This is a genomic window from Pseudomonas umsongensis (assembly GCF_012647205.1).
Classification (GTDB): domain Bacteria; phylum Pseudomonadota; class Gammaproteobacteria; order Pseudomonadales; family Pseudomonadaceae; genus Aquipseudomonas; species Aquipseudomonas umsongensis.
Window position 1 is genome coordinate 4,675,488 of the sequence record NZ_CP051487.1, and the last position, 21,532, is coordinate 4,697,019.

A 21,532-nucleotide genomic window follows, 5' to 3' on the forward strand; every position below is an offset into this window, starting at 1 on the left:
GCCATGAAACCCACCCCGATACGCCTGGGAGATCTGTCGGTGGGCTTTGTTCACAGCCTGGCCGACGCCGTGCGCAGCCACGGCACGGATCCGCAGCCACTGTTCGAGCAATATGGCCTTGATGCGGCCCGACTGAGTGAAGCCGGTGCCCGTCTCTCGATCCCGCGCTACATGCGCCTGGGCCACGCGGCCATCCAACTGACCGGCAACCCGGCACTCGGCTTGCAAATGGGCCAGCTCAGCCGCCTGAGCCAGGCCGGCCTTGCCGGCGTCACTGCCGCCCAGGCACCGACGGTGCGCGAGGCGGCGCGCTGCCTGATTCGATTCGAAGCCTTGTATGGCTCAAACTATCGCGGTCAATCAAGCTTCCACGAAGACGCTCAGGGTGCCTGGCTGCGCTTCTATTCCATCAGCCCCTACAACAGCTATAACCGCTTCGTGGTGGATTCGATCCTCTGCGGCTGGTTGCATCAGTTGTCCAGCGTCAGCCCTGCCCGGCTGCGTGCCGAACGTATCGACATCGAGTTCGAGGAGCCCGGCTACCGCGCTGCCTATGAGGTTCTGGGCGACTGCCCGATCCAGTTTGGCGCCGAGCACAATCAATTGCGCCTGAGCCTGGCCAGCCTTGCCCAGCGCAATCCCGAGCATTGCCCCAGCACCTGGCGACACCTGCTGCAACTGTGCGAGCGGGAACTGGAGCAATTGACCCGCACCCGCAGCCTGCGTGAACGCATCACACAGCTGCTGGGGCCATTGCTTAATGGCGGCCGGGAACCCGACCTGGAAGAAGTGGCAACACGCCTGAAACTGCCGGTGTGGACCTTGCGCCGCAAACTCTCTGAAGAAGGCACGCAATTTCGCGCGATTCTTAACGACACCCGTCGCGACCTGGCCATGACCTATATCCGCGACACTGAGTTGGCGTTCGGAGAAATCGCCTACCTGTTGGGCTTTGCCTCAGCCGAAGCCTTTCAACGCGCCTTCAAGCGCTGGACCGCCCAGACACCCGGCGAGTTTCGCCGCAGTCGCAGGGAAACAGTCGCAGGCAGCAAGCTTTAAAGCTCGGTTGCGTCTTCGGCGGGCTCAGGTGGGTCCAGTTCAAACGCCTGATACTCGAGCAGTTCTTCTTGATAGTCGTCCATTTTCGTATCCCCCACAGCTCATAAAAAAACGTCTGAATAAATGACCAGCGCCTTGAGCCTAAAGTGCCCGCGTGAAAGAAAAATGACGCGGACACGACACTTCGTCGCCTACAGATAAAACGTAGCAGGCGGTTGGGAATTTATCACAGGTTTTTTTTGCTGCAGGTCGCGGGACGACGACCTGTTTGACGCGGATCAATCTTTGTTATGGCGAGGGGCCCGGAGCATGAGCTGGCCGGGCCCCATCGCACCCATCACTGGCCGGTGATGGGCATGGCCTGGATCGGTTCCGAAGGTGGCGCCATGTCGCTCGGATTGGCCGGTGGCGTGATCACTTCTTCGGTGGCAGGCGCTGGCGCGGCAGTGGGGCTCGAGGTAATGGGTGCAGCCTCAGGTGGCGGCGCTACCGGCTCGGAAGCGGCCGGGGCAACTTCGGCGGCCTTGGCGGCCTCAGGCGCTGGTGCAGGCTGTGCTGCGGATTCCGGGGCCAATGGCGCTGGCGTGGCCTTGGGCTCGGGCACGCCCAGATCGGTTTTCGGCTTCTCGGGGATGTGCGCCGCTGCCTTCACTTCCTTGGGCAGGAACAGCTCCACCAGGGCGAAGAATCGCTCGTAGAACTTGGCTGAGGTGACGGTTTCGCTGGCAACCTTGACCATCGAGTCGTCGGAGGAGCCGATCGGCATCGATACCGAGCCCAGCACGCCAACACCGAGGCTTGCAGAGTTGTTGGTTTTCTTCAGCGCATACTTGTCCTGAAGGGCATTGGCGAACACGGTGGCATGGTGCGCCGAAGTGCCGTCTTCAGCGCAAACCACACTGAAACTGATCTCCATGTGGTTTTCACCGGTCTGCTGGAAGCTCTTGTGCCCACTGACCAGCTTGGGATCACTGCTGGTGATGATATAGCCCTGGCTCAGCAAGGCCCGACGAGCGGCTTCACAGGAGACCGAGTCGGTCACTGGATAGTTACGGGAAAACGTTCCGGAATCATCGAAGTTCTCATGCTCGTAGATGGCGGCTTTCTTCGACGAACAACCGGCAGCAGCAGCCAGCACCAAGGCCAGCCCGACAACCCGCATGGGAATTGATTTAAACATTGAACATCCTGAGAGAAACGGTTCGGGGCGTATTGTGCAACAGATCGATGCTTAGCGGCGCACCGATTGTGTCTTAAAACAGTTACAAAACTGTTGACCCGATGGTCGGGAGAAAATTGCCTGCGTTGCGCAATGCAGCCAAAAAAAACCCCGGCCTTGCGGCCGGGGTCTTCTTTTCATGCAAAAAGCTCGTGTCCAGATCAGAAACGCTTGATCTCGGCCTGGCTTTCCAGCTGCTTGCGGTAGGCCGCAAAGTCTTGCTGGCCAACGCGCGAAGCGAGGAAGCGACGGTATTGAGCCTTCTCTTCTTCAGTTGGCGTTGCGGCCTCATTCACGCCGTTCAGACGCACGATCATCAGGCTGCCATCAGGCAACGTGACACTGCTGAAGGTCGGCTTGTCCTTGGCGGCAGGCTTTGGCATGCGGAACAACGCTTGCAGCACAGTCGGGTCCAGCCCTTCCTGAGTGCGAGTCGCGGCTTCGGTTACCTTCCAGTTCTGACCCTCGATCGGGCCGTTTAATGGCGTCTTGCCATCGCGCAAGCTGGCAATCAGCTCATCAGCCTTGGTCTTGGCAGCAGCGCTGGCGTGCTCCCTGGCCAATTGCTCGCGGATCGGACCCTCGACCTTTTCCAATGGCAGTTGCGCAGGCTTCAGATGCTCCTTGGCGCGCAACACGATCACGGTTTCGGGGTCGAGTTCGATGGCGGTGCTGTTGGCACCCTCATCCAGTACTTCCGGGCTGAAGGCTGCGGTGACCACGGCACGGTTGGCCGTAATGCCTTCGCCACCTTCGCGGCCGAACGGCTTCGAGGTGTGAACGGTAAGCTTCAAGTCCTGCGCAGGCTGGGCCAGGTCGGACGCTTCGAACGAGGCGTCTTCCAGTTGCTTGGTCGCTTCAACGAAACGCTGCTCGACCTGCTGGGCCTTCAATTCACGGGTCAGCTTGTCTTTCAGGCTGGCGAACGTCGGCACTTCAGGCGCTTCCACACCCAACAGCTTGATCAGGTGGAAACCGAAATCGGTGCGAACCGGCTCGGAAACCTGATCCTTGGCCAACGAGTACAAGGCCTTCTCGAATGCCGGGTCGTAGACGCCAGGACCTGCAAAGCCCAGGTCGCCGCCATTGTTGGCGGAACCCGGGTCCTGGGAGAATTCCTTGGCCAGGGCCTCGAATTGCTCGCCCTTGTTCAGGCGGGCCTGGATCTCGTCGATTTTGGCCTTGGCTTGCGCTTCGGTCGTCTTGTCGTTCACTTCGATCAGAATGTGCGCGGCCCGGCGTTGTTCGGACAGGTTCGCAGTTTCTTTCTGATACGCCGCCTGCAGGTCTTCGTCCTTGACGCTGACCTGATCAAAGAAGGAAGCCTTCTTCAACTCCAGGTAATCGATGACCACCTGATCCGGGGTCATGAATTCCTTGGCGTGCTCGTCGTAGTAGGCCTTGACCTCTTCGTCGGTCAGCTTCACGGCCGTCGGGTCGACCTTGATGCTCAGGGAAGCGAAATCGCGGGTCTGTTTTTCCAGACGGGCAAAGGCCATGACCTGGGCGTCGGTGACGAAACCACTACCCGCCACACCGGCGCGCAGTTGTCCGATCAGCATTTCCTGAGCCAGCATCTGGCGGAATTGCATGCGGCTGTAGCCCAGTTGACGAATCACCTGGTCGAAACGCTCAGGGCTGAACTTGCCATCCACCTGGAATTCAGGCGTTTGCAGGATGACCTGGTCCAGCGCCGCCTCGGAGAAAGCGAATTTGGAATTTTCTGCGCCTTGCAACAGCAGCTTGCGGTCGATCAGGCCTTTGAGGGCCGATTCGCGCAGCATTTTTTCGTCGAGCAAGGAGGCGTCGAAATCCTTGCCCAGCTGTTGCATGAGTTGACGGCGTTGCATATCGACCGCCTGGCTCAGCTCGTTCTGGCTGATTTCTTCGCCGTTGACCTTCGCCGCCTCATTTTTGTGCGTCGTAGCCTGGAAGATGGCGTCGAAACCGGTCAAAGCCATCAGTGCAACGATGACCCCGATAATGGTCTTGGCAATCCAGCCTTGTGAATTGTCCCTGATATTTTGCAGCATGCGTCCCCCATAAACGGTTGAACTTCAAATTAGGCAACCGTGGAGCGTGGGTAGAATCCGGATAGAAGAAAGGCGCATCCGAGGATGCGCCTTCTCGTAACTGGCGGAGCGGACCGATGACTCGACCTTGCGAGCCTCGGTGTCTCGGACCGGCGACCTGCCGACTGGACTACCGCTCCGCTGCCAGGTCAGGCTTGACCCCGACCCGGATAGGCAAAAACCTGAATGGAACTTAGTTGACAGCTTCTTTCAGTGCTTTACCAGCTTTGAAGCCTGGTTTTTTGGCAGCTGCGATTTCCAGTGTCTTACCGGTCTGTGGGTTACGACCGATGCGAGCTGGACGATCAGTTACGGAGAAAGTACCGAAACCAACCAGAACCACGGAGTCGCCGGCCTTGAGAGCGCCAGTGACGGATTCGATTACAGCGTCCAGCGCACGGCCAGCAGCAGCTTTCGGGATATCAGCGGATGCAGCGATAGCATCAATCAGTTCCGACTTGTTCACTCTAAGTCCCCTTATATCTATTTGAGTATGATTCTAAGTTTTTTGGTGAAAGCAAAAACGAGTGCTGAATGGCCTACAGACACTTAAGAGCCGCTTTATAACAAGGGCTCTAAAAAGCTGTCAAGGAAGCCCCCCAGGCAAATACGTACTAATGCGTGCTAATTCTTTCCTTAGAATCCGACTCGCGTTTTTCATCCTTCGCGACTATCTCCGGAGCCACATCCGGCAAGGGCTCCGGGGCGTATTGCAGCGCAATTTGCAGGACCTCGTCAATCCATTTAACTGGTTTAATCTGAAGATCTTGCTTGATATTGTCCGGAATTTCCTTCAAATCGCGAACATTCTCTTCAGGAATGATCACCGTCTTGATTCCGCCACGATGCGCCGCCAGCAGTTTTTCCTTCAAGCCACCGATCGCCAATACCTGGCCACGCAGGGTAATTTCACCCGTCATGGCAACATCAGCGCGTACTGGAATGCCGGTCAGTGCCGACACCAACGCCGTGCACATGCCTACGCCTGCGCTCGGGCCGTCTTTGGGCGTCGCCCCTTCCGGCATGTGGATGTGCGTGTCGCGCTTCTCGTGGAAGTCCAGGGGGATCCCCAGGCTCTTGGCACGGCTGCGAACAACGGTCAGGGCTGCGGTGATCGATTCGACCATCACGTCACCCAGGGAACCGGTCTTGATCAGTTGGCCTTTGCCCGGAACGACAGCCGCTTCAATAGTCAGCAATTCGCCGCCCACCTGAGTCCACGCCAGGCCAGTGACCTGACCGATCTGGTCCTGCTGTTCTGCCAGGCCGTAGCGGAATTTGCGCACGCCCAGGAAGTGCTCGAGCATGTCCGCCGTCACTTTCACCGAGAAGCGTTTTTCCAGCGCATGCTCTTTCACGGCCTTGCGGCAGACCTTGGCAATCTGGCGCTCCAGGCCCCGTACACCGGCTTCGCGGGTGTAGTAGCGGATGATGTCGCGGATCGCTTCGGCGTCGAATTCCAGCTCGCCTTTCTTCAGGCCGTTGGCCGTGATCTGTTTCGGCGAGAGGTATTTGACGGCGATGTTGATCTTCTCGTCTTCCGTGTAACCGGGCAGGCGAATGACTTCCATCCGATCAAGCAGCGCGGGTGGAATGTTCATGGAGTTGGAGGTGCACAGGAACATCACATCTGACAGGTCGTAGTCGACTTCCAGATAGTGATCGTTGAAGTTGTGGTTCTGCTCGGGATCGAGCACTTCCAGCAACGCCGACGCTGGATCGCCACGCATGTCGCTGCCCATCTTGTCGATTTCATCGAGCAGGAACAGCGGGTTGCGCACACCCACTTTTGTCATCTTTTGAATCAATCTTCCTGGCATCGAACCGATATAAGTCCGGCGATGACCACGAATTTCCGCTTCATCGCGTACGCCGCCGAGGGCCATCCGCACGAATTTACGGTTGGTGGCATGTGCAATGGACTCCGCCAGCGAGGTTTTACCCACCCCAGGAGGACCCACCAGGCACAATACCGGACCACGGATCTTCTTCACGCGCTTCTGCACGGCGAGGTATTCGAGAATCCGTTCCTTCACCTCTTCGAGGCCGTAGTGATCGGCGTCGAGGATGTCTTCTGCGCGAGCCAGGTCAAGGCGCACCTTGCTCTGCGCTTTCCACGGCACCTGGACCAGCCAGTCGATGTAGGAACGGACCACCGTCGCTTCGGCAGACATCGGCGACATTTGCTTGAGCTTGTTCAGTTCGGCGGTCGCCTTGGCGAGCGCGTCTTTTGGCAGGCCAGCGGCATCGATGCGCTTTTTCAGCTCTTCGACTTCGTTATGCCCTTCGTCGCTGTCACCAAGCTCTTTCTGAATGGCCTTCATCTGCTCATTCAGGTAGTACTCGCGCTGACTGCGCTCCATTTGTTTCTTGACGCGACCGCGAATGCGTTTTTCGACCTGCAGCAGGTCGATCTCGGCATCCAGCAAAGCCAGCACGTGCTCGACACGGGCCGACAAATCGATGATTTCGAGGATTTCCTGCTTCTGCTCGATTTTCAGCGCCATGTGCGCGGCCATGGTGTCGACCAGGCGGCCTGGCTCGTCGATGCTGTTGAGCGACGACAGGACCTCGGCAGGGACTTTCTTGCCCAATTGCACATATTGTTCGAACTGCGACAGCAGGCTGCGGACAAACACCTCCGACTCACGCTCTGGCGCATCGACCTCGTCGATCAACGAGACTTCGGCGCGGCAGTGGCCATCCACTTCGTTGAAGCGTTCCACGGCACCGCGTTGCTCGCCTTCGACCAGAACCTTGACCGTGCCGTCAGGCAGCTTGAGCAGCTGCAGGACGGTCGCAATCGTACCCACGCGATAAAGTGCGTCTTCACCGGGATCGTCGTCAGCAGGGTTTCTCTGGGCCAGCAGAAGGATCTGCTTGTCGCCCGTCATCGCTGCCTCGAGGGCTTCGATGGATTTCTCGCGCCCCACGAACAGCGGGATAACCATGTGCGGATAAACCACGACATCACGCAATGGCAGGAGAGGCAATTCGATGGTTGTCTTCATGATTTCGCCTCTACGGCGGCCATAAGGCCGGAAACAGATGGAAGTAAGCTTGAAACCAAGATGGGGGCTGCCTTCAAAAAAAACAAGCACAAAGACAGCGTTAAAACCTGGAAAAAACAAAGGGGCCCGAAGGCCCCTTCTTTGTACCGACTGCGCGACGCTTAGGCGTCTGGCGCGGCCTTGGCAGCAGGCTCACTGTTTTCGTAGATATACAGTGGCTTGGACTTGCCTTCTATGACGCTTTCGTCGATGACTACTTTACTCACCTCGGACTGCGAGGGGATTTCATACATGGTGTCGAGCAACACACCTTCGAGAATCGAACGCAGGCCACGGGCACCGGTCTTGCGTTCCAGTGCGCGTTTTGCGACCGATTTCAATGCGTCGGCCCGGAATTCCAGGTCCACGCCTTCCATCTCGAACAGCTTGGCGTATTGCTTGGTCAGCGCATTTTTCGGCTCGGTGAGGATCTGCATCAAGGCAGCTTCATCAAGCTCGTCCAGCGTAGCCAGGACCGGCAGGCGACCGACGAATTCCGGGATCAGACCGAACTTGACCAGATCGTCAGGCTCGACTTCACGCAGGGACTCTCCGACTTTCTTGCCTTCTTCCTTGCTGCGAACTTCCGCGTTGAAACCGATGCCGCCCTTGGTGGAACGGTTTTGAATAACCTTTTCCAGACCGGAGAACGCACCACCGCAGATGAACAGGATGTTACGGGTGTCGACCTGAAGGAATTCCTGCTGCGGGTGCTTGCGACCACCTTGAGGCGGAACGGAAGCCACCGTGCCTTCGATCAACTTGAGCAGGGCCTGCTGTACGCCTTCACCGGAAACGTCCCGGGTGATCGACGGGTTGTCAGACTTGCGCGAAATCTTGTCGATTTCGTCGATGTAGACAATGCCCATCTGGGCTTTTTCCACGTCGTAATCGCACTTCTGCAACAGCTTCTGAATGATGTTCTCGACATCTTCACCCACATAACCCGCCTCGGTGAGGGTGGTTGCGTCGGCGATGGTGAACGGAACGTTCAGCAAGCGGGCCAGTGTTTCGGCAAGCAGGGTCTTACCCGAGCCTGTCGGTCCGATCAGCAAGATGTTGCTCTTGCCGAGTTCGACGTCGTCATTCTTCTTGTCACGCTGGTTGAGGCGCTTGTAGTGGTTGTACACCGCTACGGCCAGAACCTTTTTCGCACGCTCCTGACCAATCACGTATTGATCAAGGATGCCGCTGATTTCTTTAGGCGAAGGCAATTTATGCGCGCTGCTTTCGGCCTGGGCTTCCTGCACCTCCTCACGGATGATGTCATTGCACAGGTCGACGCACTCGTCGCAGATAAAGACCGAGGGGCCGGCAATCAATTTGCGCACTTCATGCTGGCTTTTGCCACAGAAGGAGCAATAGAGCAGCTTGCCGTTGTCCTCGCCGTTGCGGGTGTCAGTCATTCGTTCGATCCAAATCCGATAGGCTTGCAACACAAGATGAAGGCTATTGCGGGCTTTTTCAAGCCCGCCGGTGATCAGACTTGCCGACCAGCCTTGTTTTGAGCTGCTTATTTAAGCGGGGCGCTGGTTGATCACTTCATCGATCAACCCGTACTCACGCGCGGCTTCTGCACTCATGAAGTTATCGCGGTTGGTATCGCGCTCGATTTCTTCAAGGGTGCGCCCGCTGTGCTTGGCCATCAGCGTGTTGAGACGCTCACGAATGAAGAGAATTTCCTTGGCGTGGATTTCGATGTCCGACGCCTGGCCCTGGAAACCGCCCAGAGGCTGGTGAATCATCACACGCGAGTTCGGCAGGCAGTAACGCTTGCCTTTGGCACCGGCCGTCAGCAGGAACGCACCCATGCTGCACGCTTGGCCGATACAGGTGGTCGACACGTTGGGCTTGATGAACTGCATGGTGTCATAGATCGACATGCCCGCCGTCACCGAACCGCCCGGGGAGTTGATATAGAGATGGATGTCCTTGTCCGGGTTTTCCGCTTCAAGGAACAGCAGTTGCGCACAGATCAGGTTGGCCATGTAGTCCTCTACGGGGCCCACCAGAAAGATCACTCGCTCCTTGAGGAGGCGCGAGTAGATGTCGTAGGCGCGCTCGCCACGAGCGGACTGCTCGACAACCATCGGGACCAGGCCGCCTGCGGCCTGGATATCAGAGTTCTGCTGAATATACGAATTACGGAACATGCTCTGCAGTCACTCCCAAATAGTTATGTCTTGAATACGCATAAGCCAGCTCGAGAGCTGGCTTATGGTGTGTGCTTCTTAGCGCAAAAATGATCAGTCGGCTTGTGGAGCTTCTACCGGCTTGACCGCTTCTTCGTAAGAGACCGATTTGTCGGTCACGCTAGCTTTCTGCAGAACAGTATCCACAACTTGCTCTTCCAGCACAACCGAACGAACTTCGTTCAGTTGCTGGTCGTTCTTGTAGTACCAGGACACAACTTGCTCAGGCTCCTGATAAGCCGAAGCCATTTCCTGAATCATCTCGCGAACGCGGGCTTCGTCAGGCTTCAGGTCGAATTGCTTGACCACTTCAGCCACGATCAGGCCCAGGACAACACGGCGCTTGGCTTGCTCTTCGAACAGCTCGGCCGGCAGTTGGTCAGGCTTGATGTTGCCACCGAACTGCTGAACAGCCTGCACGCGCAGACGGTCAACTTCGTTGGACAGCAGAGCCTTTGGCACTTCGATCGGGTTGGTGGCCAGCAGACCATCCATAACCTGATTCTTGACCTTGGATTTGATCGCCTGACGCAGTTCGCGCTCCATGTTCTTGCGAACTTCGGCGCGGAAGCCTTCCAGACCGGTTTCCTTGATGCCGAACTGCGCGAAGAACTCTTCGTTCAGCTCAGGCAGTTTTGGCTCGGATACGGTGTTGACGGTCACAGTGAACTCGGCGGTTTTGCCAGCCAGGTCCAGATTCTGATAGTCCTCTGGGAAAGTCAGGTTCAGGACGCGCACTTCACCGGCTTTAGCGCCAACCAGGCCATCTTCGAAGCCTGGGATCATGCGGCCGGAGCCCAGCACCAGCTGGGTGCCCTTGGCGGAACCGCCAGCGAATACTTCACCGTCGACCTTGCCTTCGAAATCGATGTTCAGCTGGTCTTCGTTCTGGGCAGCGCGATCGGCCACTTCGAAACGGGTGTTCTGCTTGCGCAGGATGTCCAGCATCTTGTCCAGATCGGCATCAGCCACGTCAGCGCTCAGGCGCTCTACAGTGATACCTTCGAAACCGGCAACGGTGAACTCAGGGAACACTTCGAATACAGCGACGTATTCCAGGTCCTTGCCTGCTTCCAGGGATTTAGGCTCGATCGAAGGCGAACCAGCCGGGTTCAGCTTCTGCTCAACCACAGCTTCGTAGAAGGAAGACTGGATGACGTCGCCTACCGCTTCCTGGCGAGCTTCAGCGCCAAAACGACGCTTGATTTCGCTCATTGGCACTTTGCCTGGACGGAAGCCAGCAATCTTGGCCTTTTGGGCAGTCTGCTGCAGACGCTTGTTGACCTGAGTCTCGATGCGCTCCGCCGGCACGGTGATGCTCATGCGGCGCTCAAGAGCAGAAGTATTTTCAACAGAAACTTGCATGGATATTCCTCGTTGCACAGACGTTAGCCGGCCGTTTCCGACCCCAGAATCAAGGGCATGCATTCTAGTGGGTCAAACTAAAGAAGTCACCCTACTGAAAACGGGTAAAAACGCAGCAGGCAATTTATAGGTGCGAATGCACGAGTGCACCTCGCCCCGGTGGCAAATACAGCCAATCACGCCAAGGCTCTGCGCCAACCCTTCCTTATAGGGAGGAGGTTGCCAATCATTTCCCTGACAGCCGATCTTGCGAACAAGGCCGGCGGGCAGCACGGCATCATCGGGAAACATAAAAACGACGAAACGCCCTGCCCTTGCGACCCGGAACCGGCGGTCGCTGAAACCGCTGAAACAAAAAAGGCGCCAGACTATTAATCTGGCGCCTTTTCGAAATATGGGGTGGACGATGGGGATCGAACCCACGACAACGGGAGTCACAATCCCGTGCTCTACCAACTGAGCTACGCCCACCATATTGCGTGCCAAAGAAGCCAAATCACTTCTTTGTTGAACCTCGACCAGGCCAGGCGGCATGGACGAAGTCTTGTTTGGTGCGGATGAAGAGACTCGAACTCTTACGCCTCGCGGCGCTGGAACCTAAATCCAGTGTGTCTACCAATTCCACCACATCCGCGAGATGAAGCCTTAAAGCAAAGGCGCCAGATTGTTAATCTGGCGCCCTTCGAAATATGGGGTGGACGATGGGGATCGAACCCACGACAACGGGAGTCACAATCCCGTGCTCTACCAACTGAGCTACGCCCACCATATCGCGTTACTTGTGCCAAAGCTGCCTAATGGCGCACCCGGCAGGACTCGAACCTGCGACCATCCGCTTAGAAGGCGGATGCTCTATCCAGCTGAGCTACGGGCGCCTTGTTAATCTGTACTCTTGGAGGACTACAAACTAAGTGCTTTTCAGTCTTGCAGAACCGTAATCCCGCTTAACCTTCTCAACCAGTGCTAGGCTGTGCCCGACAAGTGCGACGAATAGTATAGAGCCCCCTGCAGGTCGTCAAATCCTTTTTGAAAAAAATTCATTTAATTAAAGGGGTTAGCGGAATTTGCAGACCAAGCGCCTTTGCCCTCACCGCATGACATGCGAGAATACGCTCTCTTTTTTTCCCCTCTCGATGGTTAATCACGCGCAATGACTGCACAACTTATCGACGGCAAATCGATCGCCGCCAGCCTGCGCCAGCAGATCGCCCAACGCGTCAACGAGCGTCGCCAGCAAGGCCTGCGCACGCCCGGCCTCGCGGTGATCCTGGTCGGCAGCGATCCTGCCTCTCAGGTTTATGTCTCGCACAAGCGTAAAGACTGTGAAGAGGTCGGCTTCCTGTCCCAGGCCTATGACCTGCCTTCCGACACCACTCAGCAAGCACTGGCCGACCTGATCGATCGCCTCAATGACGATCCGGCGATTGATGGCGTCCTGCTACAACTTCCTCTTCCCGAACACCTGGACGCCTCCAAATTGCTGGAGCGCATTCGTCCGGATAAAGACGTCGATGGCTTCCATCCTTACAACGTCGGTCGCCTGGCCCAACGCATCCCGTTGCTGCGCCCATGCACGCCAAAAGGCATCATGACCTTGCTGGAAAGCACCGGTGCCAACCTGTACGGGATGAACGCGGTAGTGGTCGGCGCTTCCAATATCGTCGGACGCCCGATGGCAATGGAATTGCTACTGGCCGGTTGCACCGTGACCGTGACCCACCGCTTCACCAATGACCTGGCCGATCATGTCGGCCGCGCCGACCTGGTGGTGGTCGCTGCTGGCAAGCCAGGCCTGGTAAAAGGTGAGTGGATCAAGGAAGGCGCGATCGTGATCGACGTCGGCATCAACCGCCAGGAAGACGGCAAGCTGGTGGGTGACGTGATCTATGAAACCGCCCTGCCCCGCGCCGGGTGGATCACTCCAGTGCCAGGTGGCGTCGGCCCAATGACTCGCGCCTGCCTTCTGGAAAACACGCTGTACGCCGCAGAAACCCTGCACAGCTGAGGCTTAAGGCAACGGTCACCCGCGACACAAGGAACCCCGCCCATGGCGGGGTTCTTTTTTGCCCGTGAAACCGGATTGACCATCCGCCGGAAAGTGACTTTTTTTTCATGTTTACAGGGTCTTTCACCCCGTCCTCGAACAACCATCGACAGTTATTCAGCCATACTCCAGAATGTCGCGCTTTTTAAGAAATAGCCCGTTACAAAACGGCTTATCAACACTTCATTGAGTCTGCCAGCGTGAAAATCCGTCTTTCCATCCTGAGCCTATTTTTTGCAGTTACAGGGACTTTCATCACGCCAATCGCCACCGCGGGCGACACCACCACCGCGGCGCCTCGAGACACCTCGCAACTCAAACTCGCTTCCGGCAGCTCCTTGTTGCTGGACATGCAGACCAACAAAATCATCTATGCCAGCAATCCGGACGTCGTCGTCCCTATCGCTTCCGTCAGCAAGCTGATGACCGGCCTGGTCGTGGTTGAAGCCCGGCAGAACATGGACGAATACATCAACATCAACATCAGCGACACGCCGGAAATGAAGGGTGTGTACTCCCGGGTAAAACTCCGGAGCGAACTGCCGCGCCGGGAAATGTTGCTGATTGCCTTGATGTCTTCCGAAAACCGTGCCGCCGCGAGCCTGGCCCATCATTATCCAGGCGGCTATGCCGCGTTCATTGCCGCTATGAACGCCAAGGCCCGAGCCCTGGGAATGACCAATACACATTTCGTCGAGCCGACCGGCCTCTCCGCGCGTAACGTTTCGACCGCGCGCGACCTGAGCAAACTGTTGATCGCCGCACACAAATACCCGCTGCTGACAGAGCTGAGCACAACCAAGGAAAAAACCGTCACCTTCCGTAAACCCGTCTATAGCCTGGGTTTTCGCAATACCGACCATTTGGTTCGCAAGCCAGACTGGGATATCCAGTTGACCAAGACCGGTTTTACCAACGAAGCAGGTCATTGCCTGGTGCTGGTGACCCGGATGAGTAATCGTCCGGTTGCCCTGGTGCTCCTGGACGCCTATGGCAAGTACACACACTTTGCCGACGCCGCCCGCATCCGCAATTGGGTCGAAACCGGCAAGAGCGCCGCCGTGGCTTCTGCGGCCTTGCAATACAAATCGGACAAGAACCTCAAGCAGCGCCAGAGTGGTGTTGTTGAGGCTTCGAAGTAAGCAGGCAATGGGTGATTGAACACATATGATCGTTCCCACGCAGAGCGTGGGAACGATCATTCGCTACGATGGGCCCCGCCGAAATTGGACGACCTCCCCGCCATCAATCGTTAGGCAGCGGCATCTGGTCATCATCAGGAATACCATCACCTTTGCTGGGGTCGTGCCAGCCCTGCGGATGTTCAGTCGGCACCACCGTCGGCCGCGCCAGCGGATCGCGCAGCGGACTGTCCGGGTCCATCACCGGATCCATGTCCTTCTCGGGAGTGGTCGGTACGGTTTCCGGACGTTCGTCGTTGAAGCTCGAATCGGTAGACATACGCACCTCCAAAAGAACTAGGGTTTGAGATTACCCAATGGATCGTAGGGTTTGGCCGGAGCCTTGGAGTTGTCACCCGGCTTCACATCCCTCGGGGCCTTGGCTGGCCCGATTGGATCGACCGCCGGATCGGCAAGGTCCGGGGAGTCGGGATCGAACCCCAACTCATCGCCAGACGAATGCTCGGATGAGTGAGGGCCGTCGGGGGTATTGGAATGTGCCATGACACCTCCTGATAGCCCGGGAAAATCCGGGCCTTTAAGATAAGAGGTTGGCAAAGGCCGCAGGTGCCCGGCGAGTGACGAACGGGCTTACGGCGCGACCAGCGCTTTCTTCGCCTTGGCGGCAGCCTGTTCCTGGCCCGCTTGGGCAAGATCGCTGGCTGCCTTGAGCCAACGCTGCTGATCGACCTGAGCGGGCAGCTGGGTCGGATTCTGAATCAACACGGCCCATCCGCCGGCGTCCTTGAACGCTGATTCGAACGAACCAAACCCCATCATCAGCCGCTGATCCATACCTGCACGTAGCAAGACGGTCTGCTTCTGACGGTTGTATCCACTCAAAATCGCGTAGCGCGGTTCGGCCCAGAGCGCCGAGCCTTCGGTGAAGCGCACCATCACCGGGTAACCGGCCGCGACTTGGGTCAGCAAGGCGGGCAGATTGCTGTCAAGGGGATAAACCACCATCCCGTACTCGCGGGCGAGGTTCTGCATGTTCTGTTGCAACTGCGCCTCACCGCCCGGCAGATGCAAAGGCTTGTCGAGTAAGCCAGGGGTGATCACGATGCCCTGTTGCGACAGCATGCTCGCCAAGACTTGCGGCCCGCTTTGATTGGCCACACCCTTGTAGAACCGGCCGCTGAGTTCGACACGCTCCGGCAGACGCTTGATCTGCGGCGAAACGCTCCCGGCGCACCCCGCCAAACTGGCAACACATCCCACGATCAGTGCCGCCGACAGCATTCGAGAAATTACTCGCACCATCATCTCTCTCTTATTCAGATGCCAGGCAATCGCATTCCCGGCTTGGCCGTCGATCATAGGGCGCCGCACTGCAGCGGTATAGCCTTAATCGGCAGTTGATCGTCTTCGATAGAGCAAACTGGTTGGTGATAGCCGACCTTTGGTCAATAGCCTGAAACACGCCAGCGACTAGACTGTCACTTGCATGGCGTGTGCGCCCGCAGCAGGGCGAAGAGGAGGCCTCGATGAGCCTGGCAATGACGATCGTAATGTTGATTTCTGGATGGTTGGCGGTAGCGGCCGCCATGTTATGGGGCGTTCTGCGCATCACCCGCCGGCACCATCATCCTGTCGAGCCGGCACCTCTGGCGAAAACCGAAAAAGCCAGCGCATCACACGCCACTGTCCATTGAACGCCCCCTGCTCACCCAAAAAATCAGTAAAAAAAACGGCCGCCTGGAATCCAGGCGGCCGCTTTATGTCAGCGAGGTTCAAGCCTCAGCGGTAACCCGCTTCTGCCGAGCCCGGCGGGACATCATGTTCAGCACCTCGATCGCTGCCGAGAACGCCATCGCCGCATAAACGTAGCCCTTCGGTACGTGGGCGCCGAAGCCTTCGGCGATCAGCGTCATGCCGATCATGATCAGGAAGCCCAGCGCCAGCATGACGACTGTCGGGTTGTCATTGATGAACTTGGCCAACGGATCAGCCGCCAGCAACATCACCAGCACCGACACCACCACGGCGATGATCATGATCGGCAAATGCTCGGTCATGCCGACAGCGGTAATGATGCTGTCGATGGAGAACACCATGTCCAACATCAGGATCTGACCGATCGCAGCGGCAAAGCCCAAGGTCACGGTCGAGGTCGCCGACTTCGGATCGTCCGGCGCCGGGTCCATGCTGTGGTGGATCTCGGTGGTGGCTTTCCACAACAGGAACAAGCCGCCAGCGATCAGGATCATGTCCTTCCAGGAGAATGCGTGGCCGAAGATCTCAATGACCGGCGCGGTCAGCTGGACGATGAATGCAATGGTACTCAGCAAGCCCAGTCGCAGGATCAACGCCATGCCGATACCGATACGCCGAGCCTTCTGCCGATGCTGCTCGGGCAGTTTGTTGGTCAGGATCGAAATGAAGATCAGGTTATCGATGCCGAGCACGATTTCCATCACCACCAGGGTGGCCAGGGCGACCCAGGCAGTGGGGCTGGCGGCTAACTGTAAAAGGTATTCCATGGGTCAGTCCTGACTCGCTGTAAGACGGTTTAGATTTCCTGGGAGGACGATGCGGATTTTTCCGCCTCTTTTTCCGATGATTCTTTTTTGCTGATCAACCCACCGGTGGCATCACTGAGCGCTTGCTCGGCGGCCTTGTGGGTATCGTCGATTGCCTGTTTCGCGCTTTCGGCAGCCTTGCCCATCAACTGCTGGGCGCTTTTTTCTGCCTGGTCGCAACCGGCCAGGACCAGCAAGGAGGTGATCAAGAAGGCCGTAGCTTTGAGTTTCATGGTGTTTTTCCTCGATATAACGAACGCAGCCGAAACGATGGCCCGTTGATAGCGAGGGATTCTAGGCAATTGAATACTTCAGGAAAATTCGTATTTTTAGCGGTTATACTTCGGTTTTAACGAACTAAATAAAAATTCACCCTGTAGGAGCTGCCGCAGGCTGCGATCTTTTGATCTTGATCTTAAAAACAAGATCAAAAGATCGCAGCCTGCGGCAGCTCCTACAAAGGAACGCAGCGTGCATGCTCAACTATCGACAATTGCATTACTTCTGGGTGGTGGCCAAGACGGGCAGCATCGTGCGCGCTTGCGAGCAACTGAACCTGACGCCACAAACCATCAGCGGGCAGATCTCGCTGCTCGAACAAACCTATGGCATTGAATTGTTCCGCCGGGTGGGTCGACAGCTTGAGCTGACGGAGGCAGGCCGGCAAACCTTGCCTTACGCCGAGCAAATGTTTCAGTTGGGGGGCGAACTGGAATTGATGCTGCGCGCGCAGCCCAACGAGCAGCAGATCCTGTTTCGCGTGGGCGTGGCCGACGTGGTGCCCAAATCCATCGTCTATCGCCTGATCGCGCCGACCATGGAGTTGAGTGAGCCACTGCGCATCACCTGCCGCGAAGACAAGCTCGAACGGCTGTTGGCCGACCTGGCCATCCAGCGCCTGGACCTGGTGATCTCCGACAGCCCGATGCCATCACACCTGGACATCAAGGGCTACAGCCAGAAACTCGGCGAATGCGGGATCAGTTTCTTCGCCACTGCCGAATTGGCGGCGCGCTATGGCCAGGATTTTCCCCGTAGCCTGCACGGCGCGCCCCTGCTGATTCCCGGGCCGGAAACCGTGGTGCGCAGCCGTTTGCAACGCTGGTTCGCCGAGCAGCAGATCCAGCCGCAGATCGTCGGCGAGTTCGACGACAGTGCCTTGATGCAGGCGTTCGGCCAATCCGGCAGCGGAATCTTCATCGGCCCGAGCGTGATCGCCAACGAAGTGCAGCGCCAATACGGCGTGCAAGTGATTGGCCAGACCGACGCGGTCAGCGAGTCGTTCTACGCCATTTCAGTGGAGCGCAAGGTCAAGCACCCTGGCATTGTCGCCATTACCGAAGGTGCCCGACGCGAGTTGTTTACCGAACTGTAAAGCCTCAGGCGCAGACTTCCCGGGGCTTGAACGTCATCAGGGCGATGGCCAGCAGGATTGAGGCGAGGATAAAAGCCGCTGCCGCGAAGCCAAGGCCTTGCAGCCCTACGCTGTCGATCACCCGCCCGCCGATCATCGCGCCCAGGCCAATACCCAGGTTGGCGCCAGCAATGTTCAGCGAGGCGGCGAACGCCGGCGCTTCAGGCGCGGCCTTCATCAGGCGCACGTGACTGACCAGGAACATCGCCGCCTGGGTCACGCCCCAAATGCCCATCGCCGCGGCCAGACCAAAGGGCGAATGAATGTTCGGCACCAATGCCACCAGGCCGGCAATCATGAACGCACAGAACATCATCGACGCCATCAGCGGGTGACGATCCACCGCACGACCGCCCAGCGAGTTGCCGATCAACCCGACCGCGCCGAAGCCCATCAGGCACCAGCCAACCACGGTGCCGTTGAACCCGGCCAGGCGCTCAAGGATATCGGCCAGATAGGTGTAGGCCGTGAACATGCCGCTGAACACAATCACCGACAGCAACACATGACCCAGCATCAGCGGGCTGCGCAGGATCTTCAATTGCGACAGCAAACTCACCTGATGCTGGTGCAGGTTGGTTTTCGGCAAGTAGATAAACAGCAGCAGTGCCTTGGCAAAGGCGATGACCGCCAGAATGGCGAAAGCACTGCGCCAGCCGAACGCATCGGAAATCAACGTGCCCACGGGAATGCCGAACACCGTGGCACAGACTATGCCAAAGCCGATCTTGGCGATGGCGCGGCCGGCGTAATCGGGACCGACGATGTCCACCGCGGTCTCACTGGCCAGCGCCCAGAACACCGGCAACCCCAGCGCTGGAATCAACCGGGCAAGCGCCATGACCCAGATGTTCGGCGCCAGTGCCGCCAGGGTGTTGGCCAGGCCAAACATGATCAACACCGAGATAAACAGCTTGCGCCGCTCGAAGCGGGCGAAGTACGCCGTGAGGAATGGTCCGAATGCGGCGACAGTGAAGGCGAACAGGGTGACCAGCAAACCAGCTTGCGGGATGCTGACGTCCAGGTCCCGGGCAATGGCCGGTAACAGGCCGACGATAACGAATTCCGTGGTCAGCACCGTGAAGCCGGCGGCAGACAACAGAAGAATGGGCAACAGCATGCAAAACTCCAGAAAACGACAACACCAGCGATAGCCCGAAGGCCCACTGGCAGACATGAAAATGAGGATGGCGAATATTAACAGAGTGATTGCGCACGCGGTTGCACGAACCTGCAAATCGCGTCGCTTAGTCGAGCGGCAGTTCGTCACAGGCCTGAAGGATTCTTCCTACGCTGTGATAAAGTCCGCGCCCTGCAAAACGTACACCCAGCGCTCATCGACCTTTCATGACGTCGATAGCGCGACCCTCTTCGGTTTCCTGCCTGAAGCTGCTCTGCAGCAGCGGTGAAACCTTGCACTTATAAAAATCCGAGATGCCGTTTTATGACTGCTTCAGCCCCTTCTTTATTGCAACGCTTGAAACGCCTGAGCCTGGTCACGCAAATCGTGATCGGCCTGATCGCCGGTATCGCCCTGGCCTCGTTCGCGCCTGAAGCGGCGAAATCCACGGCGTTCATCGGCAAAGTCTTCGTCAGCGCGCTCAAGGCGGTCGCGCCGATTCTGGTGTTCGTGTTGGTCATGGCATCGATCGCCAACCATAAGCACGGCCAGGAAACCCATATCCGGCCAATTCTGTTCTTGTACCTGCTGGGGACTTTCGCTGCCGCCGTGGTCGCGGTGGTTGCCAGCATGATGTTCCCGTCCAGCCTGGTGCTGTCGACCCATGACGTTGCAGTGTCCGCGCCGGGCGGAATTGGTGAAGTGCTGCAAAGCCTGCTGCTGAGCGTGGTCGACAATCCGGTCAGCGCCTTGATGAACGCCAATTTCATCGGCATCCTGGCGTGGGCCATCGGCATGGGCATCGCCATTCGCCATGCCGGCGACACCACCCGTGAAGTGCTGGGCGACTTGTCCAACGGCGTGACGGTGATCGTGCGCCTGGTGATCTGCTTCGCGCCGCTGGGGATCTTCGGCCTGGTGGCCTCGACCCTGGCTACCTCCGGTTTCGGCGCCTTGATCGGCTACGCGCAACTGCTGGCCGTACTGCTCGGCTGCATGCTGTTCGTGGCGTTGGTAATGAACCCGCTCATCGTGTTCTGGAAACTGCGCCGCAACCCGTATCCGCTGGTGCTGACCTGCCTGCGCGAAAGCGGCATAACCGCGTTCTTCACCCGCAGCTCGGCGGCGAACATTCCGGTCAACCTGGAACTGAGCAAGCGCCTGGGCTTGCACGAAGACACCTATTCAGTGTCGATCCCGCTCGGCGCCACCATCAACATGGCCGGCGCGGCGATCACCATCACCGTGCTGACCCTGGCAGCCGTGCACACCCTGGGCATCGCCGTGGACATCCCGACCGCCATCCTGCTGAGCGTCGTTGCGGCAATCTGCGCCTGTGGCGCCTCGGGCGTGGCCGGTGGTTCGTTGCTGCTGATCCCGCTGGCGTGCAGCCTGTTTGGCATCCCGAGCGAAATCGCCATGCAGGTGGTGGCGGTCGGTTTCATCATTGGCGTGCTGCAGGACTCGGCCGAGACTGCGCTGAACTCGTCTACCGATGTGCTGTTCACCGCGGCTGCTTGCCTGGGCGAAGAACAGAAAGTCCAAAGATTGGCGTAACGCTGCAGACTCTGTGGGAGCGGGCTTGCTCGCGAAGGGGTCGTCAGCTTCAACATTAACGTTGCCTGACACACCGACTTCGCGAGCAAGCCCGCTCCCACAGGTCCGGTGCTGAGCATGAAAAATGATCGCCCACGAAAAAGCCCGCCCAGGCGCAAACCTGGGCGGGCTTTTTTGCAGCTGGACGGTTTAGAACGCGCCCATGTAGTCGCGCTTGCCCACTTCCACGCCGTTATGACGCAGCAGCGCATAGGCGGTGGTGACGTGGAAGAAGAACTGCGGCAGGCCGTAGGTCAGCAGGTAAGCCTGGCCGGAGAAACGCTTCTCTTTCGGCGTGCCTGGGCGGGTTACGATCTCGATGCCCTCCTTGCCGTTGATCTGCTCGGGCGTGAACTCGCCGATGTAGGCCAGGACCTTGGCGATCAGTGCTTGCAGTTCGGCGAAGGTGGTTTCGCTGTCGTCGTATTTCGGCAGTTCGACTTCAGCCAGACGGGAAGTCACGCCTTTGGCGAAATCAACGGCGATCTGCACCTGACGTACCAGTGGGAACATGTCCGGGTACAGGCGCGCTTGCAGGAAAGCGTTCGGGTCGATGTTTTTCGCAGTGGCGTGGGCCTCGGCTTTTTTCAGCACGTCGCTCAGGGCGTTGAGCATTTGCTGGAAAACAGGAACGGAGGCGTCGTACAGGGAAATAGTCATGGCAGTCTCGTGTGATGACAGGAGGAAAACGTCGGCCG

General features: G+C 58.0%; 20 protein-coding genes and 5 tRNA genes. 6 read left to right on the top strand and 19 right to left on the bottom strand.

From position 1 onward, the window contains the following. Nucleotides 1–3: 3 nt before the first annotated feature. The gene (locus tag HGP31_RS21025; protein WP_168758593.1) at nucleotides 4–1,059 is read left to right on the top strand and encodes an AraC family transcriptional regulator; all 1,056 of its coding nucleotides are present in this window, start codon (nucleotides 4–6) and stop codon (nucleotides 1,057–1,059) included. Between the two features lie 337 nt (nucleotides 1,060–1,396). Here HGP31_RS21025 and HGP31_RS21030 read toward each other — a convergent pair whose 3' ends face one another. The 12 genes from HGP31_RS21030 to HGP31_RS21085 all read right to left on the bottom strand — a co-directional run bounded on the left by HGP31_RS21030 (nucleotide 1,397) and on the right by HGP31_RS21085 (nucleotide 11,832). Continuing rightward, the gene (locus tag HGP31_RS21030) at nucleotides 1,397–2,239 is read right to left on the bottom strand and encodes a DUF2242 domain-containing protein (RefSeq protein WP_020800917.1); all 843 of its coding nucleotides are present in this window, start codon (nucleotides 2,237–2,239) and stop codon (nucleotides 1,397–1,399) included. Nucleotides 2,240–2,439: 200 nt separating this feature from the next. Further along, on the bottom strand, nucleotides 2,440–4,311 hold the full coding sequence (locus HGP31_RS21035) for a SurA N-terminal domain-containing protein (protein WP_168758594.1): 1,872 nt from the start codon (nucleotides 4,309–4,311) through the stop codon (nucleotides 2,440–2,442). 101 nt (nucleotides 4,312–4,412) lie between these two features. Then, a tRNA-Leu gene (locus HGP31_RS21040) sits at nucleotides 4,413–4,490 on the bottom strand. Nucleotides 4,491–4,543: 53 nt separating this feature from the next. Continuing rightward, entirely contained in the window at nucleotides 4,544–4,816 is a 273-nt protein-coding gene (locus HGP31_RS21045; RefSeq protein ID WP_002552737.1) for an HU family DNA-binding protein, read from the bottom strand. Between the two features lie 148 nt (nucleotides 4,817–4,964). Next, nucleotides 4,965–7,361 carry an endopeptidase La gene (lon, locus tag HGP31_RS21050; protein ID WP_168758595.1) on the bottom strand — a complete coding sequence of 799 codons (2,397 nt, stop codon included), beginning with the start codon at nucleotides 7,359–7,361 and terminating at the stop codon, nucleotides 4,965–4,967. A 161-nt stretch (nucleotides 7,362–7,522) separates the two neighbouring features. After that, nucleotides 7,523–8,806, bottom strand: coding sequence for an ATP-dependent Clp protease ATP-binding subunit ClpX (gene clpX / locus HGP31_RS21055; protein WP_007946893.1), 1,284 nt, complete (start codon nucleotides 8,804–8,806; stop codon nucleotides 7,523–7,525). Between the two features lie 111 nt (nucleotides 8,807–8,917). After that, nucleotides 8,918–9,553 carry an ATP-dependent Clp endopeptidase proteolytic subunit ClpP gene (gene clpP / locus HGP31_RS21060; RefSeq protein ID WP_008062468.1) on the bottom strand — a complete coding sequence of 212 codons (636 nt, stop codon included), beginning with the start codon at nucleotides 9,551–9,553 and terminating at the stop codon, nucleotides 8,918–8,920. Between the two features lie 93 nt (nucleotides 9,554–9,646). Further along, nucleotides 9,647–10,957 (bottom strand): trigger factor, encoded by a 1,311-nt coding sequence (tig, locus tag HGP31_RS21065; protein WP_020800921.1) that lies wholly within the window; start codon nucleotides 10,955–10,957, stop codon nucleotides 9,647–9,649. 395 nt (nucleotides 10,958–11,352) lie between these two features. Continuing rightward, nucleotides 11,353–11,428: transfer RNA gene (locus tag HGP31_RS21070), tRNA-His, on the bottom strand. A gap of 78 nt (nucleotides 11,429–11,506) precedes the next feature. Beyond that, nucleotides 11,507–11,591: transfer RNA gene (locus HGP31_RS21075), tRNA-Leu, on the bottom strand. A gap of 56 nt (nucleotides 11,592–11,647) precedes the next feature. Next, nucleotides 11,648–11,723 (bottom strand) — tRNA-His (locus HGP31_RS21080). 32 nt (nucleotides 11,724–11,755) lie between these two features. Next, a tRNA-Arg gene (locus HGP31_RS21085) sits at nucleotides 11,756–11,832 on the bottom strand. 275 nt (nucleotides 11,833–12,107) lie between these two features. Between HGP31_RS21085 and folD the strand changes: the two genes are divergently transcribed. Together folD and pbpG are read left to right on the top strand one after the other, a co-directional pair. Continuing rightward, nucleotides 12,108–12,962 carry a bifunctional methylenetetrahydrofolate dehydrogenase/methenyltetrahydrofolate cyclohydrolase FolD gene (gene folD, locus HGP31_RS21090; protein WP_020800923.1) on the top strand — a complete coding sequence of 285 codons (855 nt, stop codon included), beginning with the start codon at nucleotides 12,108–12,110 and terminating at the stop codon, nucleotides 12,960–12,962. Nucleotides 12,963–13,201: 239 nt separating this feature from the next. After that, the gene (gene pbpG / locus HGP31_RS21095) at nucleotides 13,202–14,143 is read left to right on the top strand and encodes a D-alanyl-D-alanine endopeptidase (protein WP_020800924.1); all 942 of its coding nucleotides are present in this window, start codon (nucleotides 13,202–13,204) and stop codon (nucleotides 14,141–14,143) included. Nucleotides 14,144–14,246: 103 nt separating this feature from the next. Here the strand turns inward: pbpG and HGP31_RS21100 are convergent, their stop codons facing one another. The 3 genes from HGP31_RS21100 to HGP31_RS21110 form a co-directional block, all read right to left on the bottom strand. After that, entirely contained in the window at nucleotides 14,247–14,462 is a 216-nt protein-coding gene (locus HGP31_RS21100) for a hypothetical protein (RefSeq protein WP_020800925.1), read from the bottom strand. Nucleotides 14,463–14,479: 17 nt separating this feature from the next. Beyond that, on the bottom strand, nucleotides 14,480–14,686 hold the full coding sequence (locus HGP31_RS21105) for a DUF6021 family protein (RefSeq protein WP_020800926.1): 207 nt from the start codon (nucleotides 14,684–14,686) through the stop codon (nucleotides 14,480–14,482). 87 nt (nucleotides 14,687–14,773) lie between these two features. Beyond that, a complete protein-coding gene (locus HGP31_RS21110; protein ID WP_168758596.1) occupies nucleotides 14,774–15,502 on the bottom strand; it encodes a peptidase C39 family protein in 729 nt (242 codons plus the stop codon). 167 nt (nucleotides 15,503–15,669) lie between these two features. On the opposite strand from HGP31_RS21110, the gene HGP31_RS21115 reads away from it, so the two are divergent. Next, nucleotides 15,670–15,837 (top strand): hypothetical protein, encoded by a 168-nt coding sequence (locus tag HGP31_RS21115; protein ID WP_020800928.1) that lies wholly within the window; start codon nucleotides 15,670–15,672, stop codon nucleotides 15,835–15,837. A gap of 78 nt (nucleotides 15,838–15,915) precedes the next feature. Here HGP31_RS21115 and HGP31_RS21120 read toward each other — a convergent pair whose 3' ends face one another. Both HGP31_RS21120 and HGP31_RS21125 read right to left on the bottom strand, forming a co-directional pair. Next, nucleotides 15,916–16,665 carry a TerC family protein gene (locus HGP31_RS21120; protein ID WP_020800929.1) on the bottom strand — a complete coding sequence of 250 codons (750 nt, stop codon included), beginning with the start codon at nucleotides 16,663–16,665 and terminating at the stop codon, nucleotides 15,916–15,918. Between the two features lie 29 nt (nucleotides 16,666–16,694). After that, nucleotides 16,695–16,937 carry a hypothetical protein gene (locus tag HGP31_RS21125; protein WP_020800930.1) on the bottom strand — a complete coding sequence of 81 codons (243 nt, stop codon included), beginning with the start codon at nucleotides 16,935–16,937 and terminating at the stop codon, nucleotides 16,695–16,697. 242 nt (nucleotides 16,938–17,179) lie between these two features. Between HGP31_RS21125 and nhaR the strand changes: the two genes are divergently transcribed. Continuing rightward, complete coding sequence (gene nhaR, locus HGP31_RS21130) at nucleotides 17,180–18,079, top strand: transcriptional activator NhaR (protein WP_020800439.1); 900 nt, start codon at nucleotides 17,180–17,182, stop codon at nucleotides 18,077–18,079. A 4-nt stretch (nucleotides 18,080–18,083) separates the two neighbouring features. On the opposite strand, the gene HGP31_RS21135 is transcribed toward nhaR, so the two are convergent. After that, nucleotides 18,084–19,238, bottom strand: coding sequence for an MFS transporter (locus HGP31_RS21135; RefSeq protein WP_168758597.1), 1,155 nt, complete (start codon nucleotides 19,236–19,238; stop codon nucleotides 18,084–18,086). A gap of 324 nt (nucleotides 19,239–19,562) precedes the next feature. Here HGP31_RS21135 and sstT point away from each other — a divergent pair, with 324 nt between their 5' ends. Continuing rightward, nucleotides 19,563–20,795 (top strand): serine/threonine transporter SstT, encoded by a 1,233-nt coding sequence (sstT, locus tag HGP31_RS21140; protein WP_020800436.1) that lies wholly within the window; start codon nucleotides 19,563–19,565, stop codon nucleotides 20,793–20,795. A 189-nt stretch (nucleotides 20,796–20,984) separates the two neighbouring features. Here the strand turns inward: sstT and HGP31_RS21145 are convergent, their stop codons facing one another. Next, a complete protein-coding gene (locus tag HGP31_RS21145) occupies nucleotides 20,985–21,494 on the bottom strand; it encodes a DUF1993 domain-containing protein (protein WP_020800435.1) in 510 nt (169 codons plus the stop codon). Between the last annotated feature and the right edge of the window lie 38 nt (nucleotides 21,495–21,532).

Excerpts from the sequence above, each read along its gene's own strand:
- HGP31_RS21035 (WP_168758594.1), bottom strand. The coding sequence starts at position 4,311 with ATGCTGCAAAATATCAGGGACAATTCACAAGGCTGGATTGCCAAGACC.
- HGP31_RS21100 (WP_020800925.1), bottom strand. The coding sequence starts at position 14,462 with ATGTCTACCGATTCGAGCTTCAACGACGAACGTCCGGAAACCGTACCG.
- HGP31_RS21145 (WP_020800435.1), bottom strand. The coding sequence starts at position 21,494 with ATGACTATTTCCCTGTACGACGCCTCCGTTCCTGTTTTCCAGCAAATG.
- HGP31_RS21105 (WP_020800926.1), bottom strand. The coding sequence starts at position 14,686 with ATGGCACATTCCAATACCCCCGACGGCCCTCACTCATCCGAGCATTCG.
- HGP31_RS21110 (WP_168758596.1), bottom strand. The coding sequence starts at position 15,502 with ATGATCGACGGCCAAGCCGGGAATGCGATTGCCTGGCATCTGAATAAG.
- clpX (WP_007946893.1), bottom strand. The coding sequence starts at position 8,806 with ATGACTGACACCCGCAACGGCGAGGACAACGGCAAGCTGCTCTATTGC.
- folD (WP_020800923.1), top strand. The coding sequence starts at position 12,108 with ATGACTGCACAACTTATCGACGGCAAATCGATCGCCGCCAGCCTGCGC.
- tig (WP_020800921.1), bottom strand. The coding sequence starts at position 10,957 with ATGCAAGTTTCTGTTGAAAATACTTCTGCTCTTGAGCGCCGCATGAGC.
- HGP31_RS21025 (WP_168758593.1), top strand. The coding sequence starts at position 4 with ATGAAACCCACCCCGATACGCCTGGGAGATCTGTCGGTGGGCTTTGTT.
- lon (WP_168758595.1), bottom strand. The coding sequence starts at position 7,361 with ATGAAGACAACCATCGAATTGCCTCTCCTGCCATTGCGTGATGTCGTG.
- nhaR (WP_020800439.1), top strand. The coding sequence starts at position 17,180 with ATGCTCAACTATCGACAATTGCATTACTTCTGGGTGGTGGCCAAGACG.
- clpP (WP_008062468.1), bottom strand. The coding sequence starts at position 9,553 with ATGTTCCGTAATTCGTATATTCAGCAGAACTCTGATATCCAGGCCGCA.
- HGP31_RS21115 (WP_020800928.1), top strand. The coding sequence starts at position 15,670 with ATGAGCCTGGCAATGACGATCGTAATGTTGATTTCTGGATGGTTGGCG.
- HGP31_RS21125 (WP_020800930.1), bottom strand. The coding sequence starts at position 16,937 with ATGAAACTCAAAGCTACGGCCTTCTTGATCACCTCCTTGCTGGTCCTG.
- sstT (WP_020800436.1), top strand. The coding sequence starts at position 19,563 with ATGACTGCTTCAGCCCCTTCTTTATTGCAACGCTTGAAACGCCTGAGC.
- HGP31_RS21120 (WP_020800929.1), bottom strand. The coding sequence starts at position 16,665 with ATGGAATACCTTTTACAGTTAGCCGCCAGCCCCACTGCCTGGGTCGCC.
- HGP31_RS21030 (WP_020800917.1), bottom strand. The coding sequence starts at position 2,239 with ATGTTTAAATCAATTCCCATGCGGGTTGTCGGGCTGGCCTTGGTGCTG.
- HGP31_RS21135 (WP_168758597.1), bottom strand. The coding sequence starts at position 19,238 with ATGCTGTTGCCCATTCTTCTGTTGTCTGCCGCCGGCTTCACGGTGCTG.